Raw genomic sequence first — 15,859 nt, 5'->3', positions numbered from 1 at the left:
ATAAAATATGAAAAGCCACGGTATTGCGGCAATTATAAAAAAAGACAATAGATTTTTACTGCTTAAAGAAAGCCGTGATTTAATGTTTGGCCTCTGGAAACCGCCGAGCGGCAGAGCGGAGGAGTCTGATTTAGATGAAGAGGCGACTGTAATAAGAGAAGTCAGCGAAGAAGCCGGTTTGAAAGTTAAGCCAATTAAAAAACTTTGGACAACAAAAGCAGATACAAAAGTTAAAACAGTTTCGTTCTGGCTGGCTGAAATAATTGGCGGCGATTTAAAAATTGATGAAAGCGAAGCGTCTGAGTTTAAATGGGTGACGCCGGACGAGGCGCTTGAATTAAAATTATATCCCGGCACTAAAAAGTTTTTTGAAAAAGTAAAACAAGGAGAAATAAAAATATAATATGGAAGACATTTATCTTAAAATTTTTGAATTGGCTAAGCCTTATTATCAGAAAGGCCGCGCTTATAATATTCCGCACGTCTCATGGATGATGGGCGAAGCTGATAAAATTGCCGACATTGAACATTTGGATAAAAAAATATTACTTCCAGTTGTAATTTTGCACGATGTCGGATATTCGGTTATTAAAGATACGAATCCCAATATTAAAGATAAAGAAACAAAAAAACTTCACATGGCGGAAGGCGCTAAAATTTCAGAGAGTATTCTTCGAGAGATAAATTACAGTCCAGTCCTGACTGAAAAAATTGTACGTTATATTTCAGTCCATGACGCTTGGTTATTTGGTGACGATTCTCCTTTTCAAGAATGCGAGGAAATGGCTGTGTTTAATGATTTAGATTTTCTTTGGGTTACTTCTAGTTTCAACGCATTTGAAGCTACCGCCAAATCTATGCAGAAAACCCCGCAACAATTTTATGAATTTTGGATAAAAGATGAAAAGTTAACAAGACGACCTTTTTATTGTGAATACACAAAAAAACTTTGGGAAACATCAATCAATAAAATAAAACAACTTTTAGAAAGCAGATCGGTTTAATTTTTTTATGTTCAAAATACTTAAAACCTCAAAAAAATCTCGCGCGAGGGTAGGGAAGTTGAAAGTGGCGCATGGAGTTGTGCAGACGCCATTTTTTATGCCGATCGCGACAAAGGCCTCGGTTAAAACGCTGGACAGCGCGGATATTAAAAATCTCGGCGCGGAAATAATTTTATCCAACACTTATCATCTTTTGCTTCGTCCGGGAATGGAAGTAATGAAAAAAGCCGGCGGATTGCATAAATTTATGAATTGGGGCGGGGCGATTTTGACTGACTCGGGCGGATACCAGATTTTTTCGTTGGCCAAACAGAGAAAGATAACCGAAGACGGCGCGATTTTTCGTTCGCATATTGATGGCCGGCAATTTACTTTGACGCCGGAGCTTGCTTTGGAAATTCAAAAAAATTTAGGTTCTGATATTGCCATGATTTTGGATGTTTGCGCGCCATATCCCGCCTCGCGGAAAATTGTTGAGGAGGCAGTGCGTTTGACTACAAAGTGGGCAGAAAGAAGTAAAAATTACTCATTACCCGTTACTCATTACCCGTTACGCAAACAATTGATGTTTGGGATTGTGCAGGGCGGCGTTTACAAAGATTTAAGATTGAAGAGCGCCGAGGAATTGGTGGATTTGAATTTTGACGGATACGCGGTGGGCGGTTTGGCGGTAGGCGAGCCGCGCAAAGATATGTATAAAATTTTGGATTATGTTGTGCCTGAATTGCCAAAAGAAAAACCGCATTATTTGATGGGTGTCGGCCAGCCGGAAGAAATTGTTGAGGCCGTCCGGCGCGGGATAGATATGTTTGATTGCGTCCTGCCGACCCGGAATGCCCGGCATGGGTTGATTTATATTTTCAAGGGAAAGAAAGATAATTTTGGCCAGGGATTTTACGAAACTCTCCACATCACAAACGAAAAATTTAAAAATAACTTTTCGCCGCTTGATAAAAATTGTTCCTGTCCAACTTGTAAAAATTATACTCGCGCCTACTTGCGCCATCTTTTCATTGCCGGCGAGCCTTTAGCGGCGCGCCTCGCGACAATTCATAACGTCCATTTCTACTTGGAATTGATGAGAAAAATCAGGGCGGCGATTCGGGCAGGGAAATTTTAACTTGGGGTTTCTCTAAAAACGTTTTTTGTGCTAAAATAATTAAATATGCCCCGTAGTGAAACTTCGACAATTCGCCTTTAGCGAATAATGTTAGCAAAATTATGTGTCAAAGTTCATCGCGGAGCGTAAATAAATAAAATATAGAGGAGCCGAGACTTATTCGCGAGTCGAAGTTCTACTACGGGGTATGGTTCAAAAGGTGACAAGCGGTCTCATACGAGACGTGTTTCTGGATATTATCCGGGAAATTTTGTATTTCCCAATTTGGTGGTATACGAAGGGGCTTGCGATGGCGGCGAATTTTTCCTGGCAGAGAATAAAGAATATGGAAGTCCGCCTTGGCGTCAAAGTCTGGGCGGTAAATATTTTCAAACCGATGTTTGGCCAGCATGATATTGCCGGAGTGCTTATCAGTTTTTTCATGAGAATTTTTCAGATAATCGGCCGGACGCTGGTTTTGTTTTTATGGACCATGATTATGATCTTGGTCTTTTTTGTTTGGATTGTTCTACCGCTCTTCGTAGTTTTAGGAATTATTTTAAATTTGGCAGGATAATTTTATGACGCCTAACCAAAATATTTTAATTTGCCCCGCCTGCAATGGCAGCGGAAAAGTGGGAGCCGGAAAATGTCTGGCTTGCCAGGGATTTGGGGCGGGCCTTTGGCGAAATAGCAGATTTTTGTATTGGAATAAAATAATTACCAAGCGCGAACTGCAAAGAAAAAAGATAGAAAAATTTTTGAAAGTTGTCCTCGCCGGAGCTACCTTGATTTTTGGCTTGGGCGCTATTTTATTTTTAGGCTGGCGAATTTGGGAAGTCGGTTTTATTTCAATTTTTGACACTACTTTTTGGATTTCCGGGCGGCTGGAAGTAATTTTATTTTTATTATCTCTTGTCGGTGATTTTTATTTAGTTTACCAGTTTTCTTTGGAGCGGGCATTAACGGGAAAAGTGGAAAAGCGGGAATATTCGGAAAAAGTGGATGAAAGAATAAAAACGGCGCCGGTTGGGGAAATCACCGACTGGGCGGCTGTTCGGCAGTTGCCGGCAAAAGAAAAAATAAATGTGGCCAAAACTTTGAGCCAGGAGGCCGAGCACGCGCTCGTTGACGCTTGGAAAGCGGCCTTGAAATTTGGCCACGCGGAAGTTTTGCCGCTCCATATTTTTGGCGCGCTTCTTTTTTCCGGAAAATCGGCTGTGGTTTTCGGGCGGCTTGGCATTAATTTAAAAATTTTACAGGAAAAAATTATTAAACAATTAGGTGCGCTTCCCGTAAATTTGCCGGAACGAGGAGAACCCGCGCTTTCTTCGGCAGGGATTTTAGTATTTTTTGAATCATATTTTAAAGCATACGCCGCGCGCCGCGAACAAATTGATATTGCCGAACTTATTTTAGCGTCGGCCGAATCAGAAGAATTAATCCAAGAAGTTTTGTATTCCATGGAAGTTGATTTAGCGAAACTTAGAAACGTGGTGGAGTGGCTGAAAATTTCCGAACTTTTGCGGAAGAAATGGAAACAGGCGCGCGCCTTGGCGCGGCTTCGCCCGGGCGGAACAATGTCTCGCGCGATGACGGCCATGGCCACGCCGTATTTGGATCAATTCAGCCGAGATCTGACTTTAATGGCGAAGTTTGCGTATCTCGCGCCCTGTATTGACCGCGAAAAAGAAGCAGAAGAAATAATGAGAATTATTGAAGGCGGACACCAGAGCGTAATTTTAATCGGTCATCCCGGCGTCGGGAAAAATACAATTATTGAAGGCATTGCCGAAAGAATGCTTGAAGAAGATGTGCCAAAAATTTTACAGGATAAAAGATTGATCAGTTTAAATATTGGTCAACTTGTGGCAGGTGCGTCTCCAGCCGATGCCCAGGAACGGCTTTTGATTATTTGTAATGAAATTGCCCGCGCCGGAAATATTGTTCTTTATATCCAAGACATTGAAGGATTAATCGGCATAACCGCGGGGGCGGAGGAAAGCGTTGATCTTTCTCGCGTTTTGGCGGATGAACTTGCCAAGGGTTATTTCTTTGTTTTGGCAACGGCCACGCCGATGAATTGGAGCAGGCATGTTGAAGGTTCGCCTTTGGGCAATGTTTTGCAAAAAGTTGAAGTCCGCGAGCCGGAAATAAATGAAGCGATCCAAATTTTGGAAGCAAAAGTTGGCGGCGTGGAATATCAAAACAAAGTATTTTTTTCTTACGACGCTCTGGAAAAGGCCGTGACTTTGTCCGACAGGTATTTGCATGAAAGATTTTTGCCGGAAAAGGCCATAGAAATTTTGCGCGAGTCGGCGCACTATACGCGGAGTAAAAAAGGCGAAGGCGCGGTGGTCGCCGGCGAAGATGTAGCCGAAGTTGTGGCGCAGAAAACGAAAATTCCGGTAACGGCCGTGACCGAAGGCGAAACCGAAAAACTTTTGCGGCTGGAAGAAGTGATGCATCGTCGCGTTATCGGCCAGGATGAAGCCGTGAAAATGGTGGCCGCGGCGCTGCGGCGTTCTCGGGCCGAACTTCGCGAAGGCAAACGGCCGATTGCCAATTTCTTATTTTTGGGGCCGACTGGCGTTGGTAAAACTGAAACCGCGAAAACCGTGGCAGAAGTTTATTTTGGCAGCGAAGAAAATATGATTCGCCTTGATATGTCAGAATATCAGGATCAGGCGAGTATTTATAAATTAATCGGCGCGCCGGCAGGGGATTCATCAGGATTTTTAACTGAAGCAGTTCGGAAAAGTCCTTTTACTTTGTTGCTCCTGGATGAAATTGAAAAAGCCCACCCAGATATTTTAAATGTTTTTTTACAAGTAATGGATGACGGCCGCTTGACTGATAATCAGGGAAGAACAATTGATTTTACGAGCGTAATTTTAATCGCGACTTCAAACGCCGGCTCACCGGCGATTCAGGAGGGGATCAGGGGCGGATTATCAATTGAAGCGATTAAAGATCGCCTGATAAACACGGAGCTAAAACCGTATTTTCGTCCGGAATTTTTGAATCGTTTTGACGGGGTAATTGTTTATAAACCTCTCGCGGAAAATGAGATTGAAACAATCGCAGGTCTGATGCTTGACAAAATTAGCAAACAATTGGAAAATAAGCATGGAATTATTTTTGAGGCGACACCCGAAGCGGTTCGCGAACTCGCCAAAGCCGGCTTTGACCCGGTTTTTGGCGCGAGGCCTCTTCGCCGCGTAATTCAGGAAAAAGTGGAAGATGGTTTGGCAAATTTGCTTTTAACAAAACAAGTCGGCCGACGGGACAAAATTATTTTTGAAGTCGGTGGGAATTTTAAAATCGAGAAGGCGAGAGAATTATAAAATGAAATGCCATGTATTTTACTTCATTCATCGTCACTTTTTTGTTGGCGGTTTTTTTGACCGGGCTTGTCCGCCGGTTGGCTTTGAAGTGGCGCGTGGTTGACGAGCCGAATGAAACAAGAAAAATTCATAAAAAGCCAATGCCGCTTCTGGGCGGGTTGGCGATTTTTTTATCTTTTTTCGGAGTTTTAGTTTATTATATTTTTTTCTCCGACAAAGTTTTAGGTACGGAAATTTTTGCGAAAAATTTAATTGGCGTGTTTTTGGGCGGCGCGCTTTTGATGATTGGCGGATTTTTGGATGACAAATATAAATTGGCGCCAAAATATCAAATCATCTGGCCGATTGCGGCGGTGATTGCTGTAATTATAGGCGGCGTGGGAATTAGCCAGATCACCAACCCTTTCGGCGGACTATTACATCTTGATTCCTGGCAGAAAATTATTTTTTGGTGGGATGGTATTCCTTATAAAATTACAATCCTCGCCGATCTTTTCACTTTTATTTGGTTGATGGGAATGATGTACACGACAAAATTTTTGGACGGCTTGGACGGTTTGGTTTCCGGAGTTTCAACCATCGGCGCAATAATAATTTTTTTCGTCAGTTTAATGGCCGAAGTCGCCCAGCCGGGGACAGCGATGCTCGCGATAATTTTTGCCGGAGCTTGCGCCGGATTTTTAGTTTGGAATTTTAATCCGGCGAAGATTTTTTTGGGCGAGGGCGGAAGCCTGTTTACAGGATTTATTTTAGGGGTTTTATCCATCATTGCCGGCGGTAAAATCGCGACCACACTTTTGATTATGGGTTTGCCGATTTTGGATGCCGCGATTGTCATTTTACGGCGACTTTGGAGCCGGCCGAAAAGTTTGGTTTTGGCTGACCAAAAACATCTGCATTTTCGCCTGCTTCGCGCCGGGATGACCCAGCGCCAGGCCGTGCTTTCACTGTATTTTGTGACTTTGGCTTTTGGCACTTCAACTTTGATTTTAAAATCTGGGGGCAAAGTTTTTGCTTTGGTAGTTTTGGGAATTTTGGGCGTAGCCTGGACAGTTGTTTTGATAAAAGGCCGTCGGAACGAGCATAAAATAGGGGAGTAAATTTCCCCCTCTTAAGGTTGTAGTTTCCCCTCCTTTCCAAGGAGGGGATCAAGGGGTGGTTATGATCAAACTATTTAACCGCAAATCACAAAAGTTAACGCGTCGAAATCTTCGCAACCGTCCCACGTGTTCTGAAAAAATAATTTGGCATTATTTATGTGGGAATAATCTGGGCGGCTACAAATTTCGCCGGCAGCAAGGAATAGGGCCGTATGTTGTCGATTTCTATTGTCCGGAAGCTAAACTCGCGGTGGAAATTGATGGTGATAGTCATTATCAAATTGGAGCTGCGGAACACGACCGCGTAAAACAAGAATTTATTGAAAGGGCTGGCATAAGAGTTGTGCGTTTTACAGACAACGATGTGAGAGATAGTTTAGATAATGCTTTGGCAATAATTTTGCAAAAATTACGCACCACCCCCAACCCCTCCTCAGGGAGGAGGGGAAGAGTAGTCAATTCTTAAGGGGAGGGGTAAATTTGGTTAATTTAAAAGGAAAAATAGAGTGGAATGTATAAATCTGTCAAAAACTCTTGACAGATTGTTGTTTTTATGGTATACTAATTTGTTGACAATAAGATAAGTTGGTTTGAGAGAGACCCGCCGATTTGGCGGGAAACCACCCTAAATTATTTGTACAAATAATTTAATTTCGGGCGGATTCTCTCCTCGCCCGTTTTTGTTTGTCTAAATGACTTGAGGCGATGAGTATTCATCGATTCAAGCCAGGGCAGAAGCACGAGTTTCTGCTCGAGGGGCGCTGCCGGTCAAAAAGTCTCAAGGAGAGAGCCCGCAAGGGTCGACCGGGTCAGAGTGGGTTCAATTCCCACCAGCGCCACTGAAGAGATTTCCTAAACCGCATGGTGCGACAAGGGAATAGTTCATTGACCAGTCCGCCTTTGGCGGATGAAATAAGGAAGTAAAAACATAATGAATGGAAAAGTGGCAAGGACAGTAATCACGGTAGCGTCGTTCACGTTCGTCGTTTTCACGTTTTTCTGCGCGTTGCGCGGTTTTTGCCTGGAAGTTTCCCGAGCGGCTTCTCTCCACTGGCGGGGCGTGGTTGTTCAGCCGGTCATGATAAAGGATCAGGATGGCGACAAGATTCCAGATCGTTGGGACAACTGTCCTATTGATCCTAACCCCGACCAGTTCGATGCGGACAATGATGGCATCGGCGAACGGTGCGACCTGAACGATGAGAGATTCTGCAGGGATGAAGAGTGCCGGAATTCTTGCAGAGAGAAGTTTGGCTACTGTGACTACGGCATCTGCGAATGTGTGCCATAGCTTCCTTCCCAACGTCCTGGCTTCCAAAGTATGCCAGGAAAGTTCAACCATCCTAGGTTGAGCGGCTTGCAAGGTTTTGCAAAATCATACAGTAATGTGCGACAAGCAACCAAGCAAGTTTAGCGGAACCCACCACAATGAGTTCCGCCCTTTTTCGAGGGCATCACGAAAGTGGTACTTTCGAAGAGAGGAAGTTTTCTCGGCGCGCGAATCATCGCGTGTCCGGGACAAAGTTCTTTACAACAAGGAAGGAAAAAGGAGAAGAAGATGAAGAAGGCACTGAAGGCTCTCAGCAACTGGTGGCGCAATTGGTGGCTTGTGGGTGCGGTTTGCTTTTTCATGTTCGGCATGTTGAGCTTGGGTCTTCTGGCTCTGCTGGCAGACAAGCGCGCGGACAAGCAGCGGGACTCCGTGACGGTTCGGATTAACTCCAAGGATGAGCAGTCGGCCGAGATTTACATCTTTCACGCAGTCGATCCCGGTGATGCCTCGAACGGAGATGTGTCCTACGGGCCGGCCATGTTCGAGGTGCGGCTGACCAAGGCGCAGGCCTGCGGTCGCGCGGGAGGCGTCGAGGTCAATGCTCGACGTACCGACGGACGCTGGTACGGCGATCTGGGCATGCTCGACCGTCTCATGGTTACCGTTGACGGTCTCTCGGTGGAACCGGCAGTGATTCGCCATCCGTGGATCGGCGGCGAAGGCAATCTGTTGCTGACGCCGCAGATGCTTGGCTGCAGTTCGTAGCTCCTTCCAAACGTCCTGGCAAATTCAAACCAAAGTATGCCAGGAAAGTTCAACCATCCTAGGTTGAGCGGCTTGCAAAGGTTTGTAAAATCTCACACGCAAGTGTGCGACAAGCAACCAAGCGAGCTCCAGCGGAACCCACCTCAAAAATGAGTTCCGCCTTCTTTCGAGGGCATCATGCAAGTGGTGAGCTCGAAGAGAGGAAAGTTTCTCGGCCGCGAATATCTCGCGTGTCCGGGACAAAGTTCTTTACACTGCCCTTCATTGGGCAACAAACAAGGAAGGAAGGGGAGGGAGAGATATGATGACGCAGAGGTCGAAGAGAGCGGAGGTCGCGGCGATCGTCGTGGGATTGATTCTCGTCGGCATCGGTCTCGCGGCTTGGCTCTCGCAGTACTACACTTTCGATTTCGGCGGTACGAGCCAGCCTATCATCGACGAGCCGGCGGGTACGGAGGCGGTAGAAGGAGGGTGCCTCGTCTACGAGGACGGCCGTCTAGAGGAGGTGCCGGAGGGTTCGGTACAGACTTGTTCGGTGGATGGCGCGCGTGGCATTTGCGCAATCGGCATGAGCACCTGCCTGAACCGTGAGTGGACTGCCTGCAAGTCGCAATTCGTCTCGACCGAAGAGGACTGCAATAGGGTCGATGACGACTGCGACGGCACGGTCGACGAGGGCTGCTCGTAGTTCCTTCCCAACGTCCTGGCTTCCAAAGTATGCCAGGAAAGTTCAACCATCCTAGGTTGAGCGCTCGCTAAAGTTTTGCGAAATCACGCAGTAATGCGCGACGAGCAACTTAAGCGAGTTAGCGGAACCCACCTAAAAAATGAGTTCCGCCCTTTTTCGAGGGCATCACGAGAAGTGGTGCTTTCAAAGAAGGAGGAAAAGAGATTGTTCAGGTTGGCATTGGGAGTTTTGGTGGTAGGAGCGTACCTGTACATTCTCATGAAAGGAGTGCAAAAACTGGAACGCCGGCGGCTCATGGTTGTCGGTGGGGCAGAAGACGGAGCCGAGGGCAATGTTTTTCTGTTCATTGTCTTTTTCGCTTTCGTCGGGACCTTGCTGGTCCTCGGCGGGTAGAAAGAGAAGAAGATGCTCGAAGCAATCGGAACGATCGCGTTCTGGGTGATGATCGTTGCCTTCGGGGCGATGATCATCCTCCGCTGGGCGCAAGGTTCTCCAGGTGGAGCCTTCGTGTTCACGATCGTGGCTGTCCTCGCGGGAGGGGCGACGATCTACAGAGAGTTCTATCTGGCGTTGCCGAACGCCTGGTGGAGACCGGCCGCCAATCTCGGTGCCGTCCTCCTGAACGTCGTTCTGCTCGTCGCGGCGTACTTGGTGTTCGTCGCAACAAATCCTCGGAAGATCGGCTAGAAGGGAGAAAAATTGTGAAGATGGCATGGGAGATCGCTAGCACGGCGATTCTCGTCTCCACAGTACTTGTGGTCAGAATCGCCGACCGGATCACACCGCAGGCGACGGCCCGGCTCATGCAGCGGTACGAGCCGCAGCTGGACCAGTTCGTCCGGTTCCTGCTCGGCGAAAAGAAGGAGGTAGGCGTGAGATAGATAGCTGCCATCGCTTGACCGCAAGGTCAACGTTCGCCAGCCGCGCCCGAACGCGTCACCTGCGCAGTGGTGAGCCCAGAGGAAGCAGAGCCTCGGGGGAGTGAAAAGTTTATGCTTAGTAACTCCCCGCATTTTTCGAGAATGTCACCCGCTCAAATTAGTTAACATGAATTTCAGTCGGGTGGTGGCCTCAAAAAATGTTTGAACCCTGAAGCGAGTGAGTAAGCCTCGTTCAGCAAACAAATCTCTCTCTGTTTGTCTGGATATTCGAGGATTGCTCACTCACTCCAGGGTTTTTATTTAGCTTGCGATTTTATGATATTTTGGTACAATAATTAAAAGAATTATTTTGTCATTGCGAGGAGCGAATAAAATGAGCGACGCGGCAATCCCATAAATGAGATTGCTTCGCTAAGCTCGTAATGACATTGAATGTTATGGAACGTTTTTATTCGGTCATTTTTATCGTAATTTTGGCGGCGGCGGGATTTTTAAAAGTAGGCCAATACGTCGAAGAACACGGCTCAGTAATTATTGATGATGTAAAAGTTAAAGTGGAAATCGCTGATGAGCCGATGGAAATGGCAAAAGGTTTAAGCAACCGTAAAAGTTTGGATAAAAATCATGGAATGCTTTTTATTTTTGCTACCCCCGGTCAGCCGGCATTTTGGATGAAAGATATGAATTTTTCCATTGATATTATTTGGATTAAAAATAATGTAGTTGTTGATATCGCGCCAAATCTTCCGGTTACGGCCGCGGAATTTTTATCAACCTACACACCGAGAGAACCAGCTAATTATGTTTTAGAAGTCAACGCCGGGTTTGCCGCGGAGCACGGGATAAAAATAGGAGATAAGGTGGATATTAAAATTTAGAAAAATATGCATAGGATTGAGATACTCGGAGTGGAGGAAGAAAGAAGTATAGAGGGGAAAGATTTTTTAAAAATTAAAGAAGCAATGGTTGATTTTCTCCAGCGCGAATTACGTCAAACCAAAAATTTTGGAGTGTTTAATGAACAGAGCGGGAAAGCGAGGCAGCAGAGTATTGAAAATCTGGAAGGAGTTATTAATTCCTTAAAAAGAGGGCAGCTTTCGTTAGCTAGAGAATATTTCGCGGCGCTTGTAGGGAGAAAGGAACGGGCGGCACTGCAAATGGCCAGGGATTTGCGCGAGGCAATAGCAGCCGCGAAGCCAAAGGTAGACAAACTCAATAAAGAAAGCGCGCGACTTCTTGGGGAATTGGAAAGGGCTAAGCGAGAGGAAAATTTTAAAAGAGCCCAGACTATCCTTAAGGAGATTGGTAATATAGATGATGCTATCGGAAGAGTTGGTCAAGGACAGGAAGAAATAAGGCAAGATTTGAAAAGAGCCCAGGATGATCCGGATCTGAATCAATTTAGAAGTTTTGTCGCGGCGATCGACAAGGAGCTGGGAAAAGGGCGTTAGGAAAACTGGAAGAAGTTGACAGTTTTTTAAATAGATGTTTTAATAGTTGAATGTTAATTTTTTAATACTCAAAAATAAATTATGTTTGCAGTAATTAAAACAGGCGGAAAGCAGTATAAAGTTAAAGAAGGGGATATTTTAAAAATCGAAAAAATCGGCGGAGCAGCCGGCGATAAGATTGATTTTGAAGTTTTGCTTTTGGCTGACGAAGACGGTAAGGATGTAAAAGTTGGAAAACCGACGGTTTCTGGGGCGAAAGTTTCCGGAGAAATTTTAGAGCAAGGCCGGGCAAAAAAGTTGAACATCATAAAGTACAAACCAAAAGTTCGTTATCGCCGAAAGAATGGCCACAGACAGATGTTCACGAAAGTAAAAGTTACGAGTATAAAATAATAAAATAAAAATCAGCCCAAACGCGGCTGATTTTTTTAATTCTTTTATATTTCTTTTCTTCCTTTCAGAGCGTCGGAAACAGTCACTTCGTCAGCGTATTCAAGGTCGCTTCCCATGGGAAGCCCGCGGGCGAGGCGAGTGATCTTTATATTTTTACCGAATGACTTCATGAGTTTTGTGAGATAAAGCATAGTTGTTTCGCCTTCCAAATCAGGGTTAAGGGCCAGAATTATTTCTTTAATTTTTCCATTGCCATTTTGGATACGGGTAACCAGTTCTTTAATTTTTAGCTGGTCTGGAGTAATGCCGTGAAGCGCGTCTAAAACTCCACCCAAAACATGATAAGTCCCGTTATGGATGCCGGTATTTTCAATAACCGGTAAATCTTGATGCTCGGCTACAACGCAAATTGTTCCGTGGTCGCGTCTCAAATCGCCGCAGATTGCGCAGGGATTTTTTTCAGAAAAGTTTTGGCAGACACTACAAGTCGCTAGAACATTTTTTAAAGACCCAAGCGCCACCGCGAATTTTTCCACTTCTGCTTTCGGTTGTTTTAACAAATAAAAAACAAACCGGAGCGCGGTTTTGGGGCCAACGCCCGGCAAACTAGAGAAATGATCGACGAGATTTTGTAGTGATAAGGGGAATTTAGACATTGTTGAAGTAACCAGTAACGTGTAATCAGTAACCAGTAATTTTTAAAATATTCAATTTACGCGTTACCCGTTACTAACTATTGCTGTTCTTCCGCGCGCCGTTCCAAATTTTTAAAACTGACCCGGTTTTCATCAAAGAAGAGATTGACGATTCCGGTCGGGCCGTTTCTGTGTTTGGCAATGTGAATTTCGGCGATGTTTCTTTCTTCCGGAGTTATTTCGCGGAAGTTGCGGTCCATGGCTTTGCGATAAATAAACAAAACCACGTCGGCGTCCTGTTCGATTGAGCCCGATTCGCGGAGATCCGCGAGTTTCGGGATGGCCGGGGAACGCGCTTCCACGGCGCGGGATAATTGAGACAAGGCAAGCACGGGGATATTTAATTCTCTAGCAATACCTTTTAGCGAACGCGTGATTTCCGCGACTTCTTGGACGCGGTTGTCGGCTTTTTGCGAACGGGATTCCATCAATTGCAAATAGTCAATAATCAGAAGACCCAAACCGTTTTCAATTTGAAGCCGTCGGGCTTTAGTCCGGATTTCCATTATATTTGAAGTTGCCGAATCGTCAATAAAAATCGGGGCTTCGGAAAGAGTTCCCATGGCGTGGCCGATACGCGGAAAATCATCGTCTTCATCACGGTCGGACAGTTTGCCCGTGCGCATTTTCCAAAGATCCACCCCGGCTTCGGAACAGAGTAGGCGGTCAACAAGTTGTTCTTTTGACATTTCCAAGCTAAAAATACCGACCGGGACTTTTGCTTTGGTAGCGACATTTCGCGCGATATCCAAGGCAAGCGAAGTTTTACCGACGGAAGGGCGGGCGGCTAAAATCACAAGATCCGATTTTTGAAGCCCAGCCAAGAGATTATCCAAATCATGGTAGCCGGTCGTGAGGCCTCGGAGTTTTCCTTTTTCCCGATGCAATTCGTCAATGCGATCAAAGGCTTCGGTTAAAATATTTTTAATCGGGATGAAAATTTGTTTTAAATATTTTTGGGAAACGGAAAAAAGTTTTTGTTCAGCTTTATCCAAAACAACCTCCACGTCTTCTTCTTCGTTGTAGCCAAGTGAGGTGATTTCTCCGGCTGCGGTTAGAAGCCGTCGTAAAGTCGCTTTTTTCTGGACAATATTGGCGTAATGGACAACGTGCGAGGCGGTCGGGACGGAATTAGCGAGAGTCATCAAATAACTTCTTCCGCCGATCATTTCCAATTTGTCGCGTTCTTCAAGTTTTGAAGTTAAACTTAAAATATCAATCGGCTCATGGCGACCGAAAAGATCCAAGATCGCTTCATAAATCACGGCGTGGCTTTCTTTATAAAAATCTTCCGTCCGGACAATATCGGCAACGCGGATGACAGAATCTTTATCAATTAAAAGCGCTCCCAAAAGAGATTGTTCGGCTTCAATATTTTGCGGAGTGATTTTTTCGGTAGCCATAGTTGGCAATTTAGGTTCTTAAATCTTAGATGATTTGGGGGAAAAAGGCAAATGGATTTTTGCACATTTTGTCCACGTTTAAAAATAGCCTTATTTTGAGTTATAATTTCGTTTATGTTATAATGTTCTAAACTATTAGAACTAATTTTAGAGAGTTATGAATAAAAGATTTTTTCATGCCATCGCCATGATGGTTGGCATGATCGTAGGAGTGGGGCTTTTTGGCGTGCCTTACGCCGTGGAGAAAGTGGGCTTTGCTCTTGGCGCCACTTATATTTTTATTTTGGGCATGCTTCTATTGCTTGTGCATGTTCTCTATGGTGAAGTAGCTCTCCGCACCGAAGGGAAACATCGGTTGGTTGGTTATGCGGAAATATATCTTGGGAGTAAGGGAAAAATAGTAGCGGCTCTGGCGCAAATTTTTTCTTTTTACGGCGCGCTTATCGCCTATATAATTATTGGCGGACAATTTTTACACCTGCTTCTCTCGCCGGTTTTTGGCGGAACGATTTTGGCTTATCAAATCGGATTTTTTATTGTTACGTCGCTCACGGTCGGAGTCGGCCTTCGCCTCGTGGCGCCGATTGAATTCGCGATGACAATGTTTCTTCTGGCCGTAGTAGCGATAATTTTTATTTTTGGTCTGTCTTACGTTTGGTATCCAAATTTATTTGTCATGAATTTGAAAGAAATATTTTTCCCTTACGGCGTGATTTTATTCGCCCTAGGTGGGGCGGCGGCAGTTCCTGAAATCAGAGATTTGCTACGTGGCCAGGAAAAGAAAATGAAAAAGGCGTTGATCTGGGGCACGGCAATTCCGATTGTCATTACAATTCTTTTTTCTTTCGTGGTAATCGGGATCAGCGGAGAAAATACCACGTCAGAAGCAATCAGCGGTTTAGTCGGGCCGCTTGGAAGCAATATTGTTCTCTTTGGCGCGATTTTCGGTTTTTTGGCTATTACTACTTCTTTTCTTGTTTTGGGACTGAATCTCAAAGAGATTTTTAAATTAGATTACAAGGTGAATGGCTGGCTTTCCTGGCTTTTGGCATGCCTGGTTCCATTTATAATTTTTCTTTTGGCTCGACCGGAATTTATTTCTGTCGCTGCTTTTACCGGCGCGGTGCTCGGAGGAATCGAGGGGCTTTTGATAATTTTGATTTGGCTCAAGGCGGAAAAAGAAGGGAAAAGAACTCCGGAATATAAAGTTAAAATTTCCGAATGGGTCTTGAGTCTGGTGGCGTTTGTATTTATTTTGGGAATTATTTATAAAGTAATTTATCCTGAATTCTAAAGAAAAATTTTGTGGCTTCGGATTTAAAAAATTATCGGGTAAAAAGAAAATTTTCCGTTACTTCTGAACCAAGGGGTGAAATTAAAAAAACCGGCCAAAGTCGGTTTGTTGTTCAAGAGCACCACGCGAGACACTTGCATTATGATTTTCGTCTGGAAATGGATGGAGTTTTAAAATCTTGGGCTGTGCCAAAGGGTCCGCCGGAGGTCGCGGGAGTAAAGCGGTTGGCGGTGCAAGTTGAGGATCATCCGGTTGAATATATTGATTTTGAGGGCGTAATTCCCGAGGGCCAATACGGCGCGGGAAAAGTGTTGATTTGGGACAAGGGGAAATTTATTTTGAAAGAGAAAAATACCAAGGCCATGAAAATTGAAATGTATGGCGAGAAATTGAAAGGCGATTATGCGCTGGTAAAAATGGAAGGGAAAAATTGGCTACTATACAAAATTTAAGAGAATAAAAAACA

20 protein-coding genes are annotated in these 15,859 nt (G+C 44.9%); 17 read left to right on the top strand and 3 right to left on the bottom strand.

The window, feature by feature from the left end; genetic code table 11:
• The first annotated feature begins 7 nt into the window (after positions 1–7).
• The 7 genes from WC445_02065 to WC445_02035 all read left to right on the top strand — a co-directional run bounded on the left by WC445_02065 (position 8) and on the right by WC445_02035 (position 7,016).
• Positions 8–403: an NUDIX hydrolase gene (locus tag WC445_02065; protein MFA5128733.1), complete on the top strand. Its 396-nt coding sequence runs from the start codon at positions 8–10 to the stop codon at positions 401–403.
• A 1-nt stretch (position 404) separates the two neighbouring features.
• Positions 405–1,004 (top strand): HD domain-containing protein, encoded by a 600-nt coding sequence (locus WC445_02060; protein ID MFA5128732.1) that lies wholly within the window; start codon positions 405–407, stop codon positions 1,002–1,004.
• 7 nt (positions 1,005–1,011) lie between these two features.
• Positions 1,012–2,124 carry a tRNA guanosine(34) transglycosylase Tgt gene (gene tgt / locus WC445_02055; GenBank protein ID MFA5128731.1) on the top strand — a complete coding sequence of 371 codons (1,113 nt, stop codon included), beginning with the start codon at positions 1,012–1,014 and terminating at the stop codon, positions 2,122–2,124.
• Positions 2,125–2,311: 187 nt separating this feature from the next.
• Positions 2,312–2,680 (top strand): hypothetical protein, encoded by a 369-nt coding sequence (locus tag WC445_02050; GenBank protein MFA5128730.1) that lies wholly within the window; start codon positions 2,312–2,314, stop codon positions 2,678–2,680.
• 4 nt (positions 2,681–2,684) lie between these two features.
• Entirely contained in the window at positions 2,685–5,450 is a 2,766-nt protein-coding gene (locus tag WC445_02045; protein ID MFA5128729.1) for an AAA family ATPase, read from the top strand.
• 11 nt (positions 5,451–5,461) lie between these two features.
• Positions 5,462–6,550, top strand: coding sequence for an MraY family glycosyltransferase (locus tag WC445_02040; protein MFA5128728.1), 1,089 nt, complete (start codon positions 5,462–5,464; stop codon positions 6,548–6,550).
• Positions 6,551–6,611: 61 nt separating this feature from the next.
• On the top strand, positions 6,612–7,016 hold the full coding sequence (locus WC445_02035) for an endonuclease domain-containing protein (GenBank protein MFA5128727.1): 405 nt from the start codon (positions 6,612–6,614) through the stop codon (positions 7,014–7,016).
• 354 nt (positions 7,017–7,370) lie between these two features.
• Here WC445_02035 and WC445_02030 read toward each other — a convergent pair whose 3' ends face one another.
• Entirely contained in the window at positions 7,371–7,892 is a 522-nt protein-coding gene (locus WC445_02030; protein MFA5128726.1) for a hypothetical protein, read from the bottom strand.
• A 216-nt stretch (positions 7,893–8,108) separates the two neighbouring features.
• On the opposite strand from WC445_02030, the gene WC445_02025 reads away from it, so the two are divergent.
• The 8 genes from WC445_02025 (at position 8,109) to rplU (ending at position 12,001) form a co-directional block, all read left to right on the top strand.
• Positions 8,109–8,588, top strand: coding sequence for a hypothetical protein (locus WC445_02025; protein ID MFA5128725.1), 480 nt, complete (start codon positions 8,109–8,111; stop codon positions 8,586–8,588).
• Between the two features lie 301 nt (positions 8,589–8,889).
• Positions 8,890–9,276 carry a hypothetical protein gene (locus tag WC445_02020; GenBank protein ID MFA5128724.1) on the top strand — a complete coding sequence of 129 codons (387 nt, stop codon included), beginning with the start codon at positions 8,890–8,892 and terminating at the stop codon, positions 9,274–9,276.
• A gap of 93 nt (positions 9,277–9,369) precedes the next feature.
• A complete protein-coding gene (locus WC445_02015) occupies positions 9,370–9,669 on the top strand; it encodes a hypothetical protein (GenBank protein MFA5128723.1) in 300 nt (99 codons plus the stop codon).
• Positions 9,670–9,681: 12 nt separating this feature from the next.
• Complete coding sequence (locus tag WC445_02010) at positions 9,682–9,963, top strand: hypothetical protein (protein ID MFA5128722.1); 282 nt, start codon at positions 9,682–9,684, stop codon at positions 9,961–9,963.
• A gap of 14 nt (positions 9,964–9,977) precedes the next feature.
• Positions 9,978–10,157 carry a hypothetical protein gene (locus tag WC445_02005; protein ID MFA5128721.1) on the top strand — a complete coding sequence of 60 codons (180 nt, stop codon included), beginning with the start codon at positions 9,978–9,980 and terminating at the stop codon, positions 10,155–10,157.
• A 437-nt stretch (positions 10,158–10,594) separates the two neighbouring features.
• On the top strand, positions 10,595–11,035 hold the full coding sequence (locus WC445_02000) for a DUF192 domain-containing protein (GenBank protein ID MFA5128720.1): 441 nt from the start codon (positions 10,595–10,597) through the stop codon (positions 11,033–11,035).
• A 6-nt stretch (positions 11,036–11,041) separates the two neighbouring features.
• Positions 11,042–11,608 (top strand): hypothetical protein, encoded by a 567-nt coding sequence (locus WC445_01995; protein MFA5128719.1) that lies wholly within the window; start codon positions 11,042–11,044, stop codon positions 11,606–11,608.
• A gap of 81 nt (positions 11,609–11,689) precedes the next feature.
• Positions 11,690–12,001, top strand: a complete 312-nt coding sequence (gene rplU, locus WC445_01990) for a 50S ribosomal protein L21 (protein MFA5128718.1) — start codon at positions 11,690–11,692, stop codon at positions 11,999–12,001.
• A 44-nt stretch (positions 12,002–12,045) separates the two neighbouring features.
• Here the strand turns inward: rplU and recR are convergent, their stop codons facing one another.
• Both recR and dnaB read right to left on the bottom strand, forming a co-directional pair.
• Entirely contained in the window at positions 12,046–12,657 is a 612-nt protein-coding gene (gene recR, locus WC445_01985; GenBank protein MFA5128717.1) for a recombination mediator RecR, read from the bottom strand.
• A 77-nt stretch (positions 12,658–12,734) separates the two neighbouring features.
• Positions 12,735–14,099 (bottom strand): replicative DNA helicase, encoded by a 1,365-nt coding sequence (gene dnaB, locus WC445_01980; protein ID MFA5128716.1) that lies wholly within the window; start codon positions 14,097–14,099, stop codon positions 12,735–12,737.
• A gap of 157 nt (positions 14,100–14,256) precedes the next feature.
• Between dnaB and WC445_01975 the strand changes: the two genes are divergently transcribed.
• Together WC445_01975 and WC445_01970 are read left to right on the top strand one after the other, a co-directional pair.
• Positions 14,257–15,393 (top strand): aromatic amino acid transport family protein, encoded by a 1,137-nt coding sequence (locus WC445_01975; GenBank protein ID MFA5128715.1) that lies wholly within the window; start codon positions 14,257–14,259, stop codon positions 15,391–15,393.
• Positions 15,394–15,404: 11 nt separating this feature from the next.
• Positions 15,405–15,845 carry a DNA polymerase ligase N-terminal domain-containing protein gene (locus WC445_01970; GenBank protein MFA5128714.1) on the top strand — a complete coding sequence of 147 codons (441 nt, stop codon included), beginning with the start codon at positions 15,405–15,407 and terminating at the stop codon, positions 15,843–15,845.
• The last annotated feature ends 14 nt before the right edge of the window (positions 15,846–15,859 follow it).

Source organism: Patescibacteria group bacterium, from assembly GCA_041650995.1.
GTDB lineage: Bacteria > Patescibacteriota > Patescibacteriia > XYB2-FULL-38-15 > XYB2-FULL-38-15 > JAHIRI01.
The sequence above is the reverse complement of the archived record's forward strand: the minus strand, read 5'-3'. Positions and strand labels throughout refer to the sequence as shown.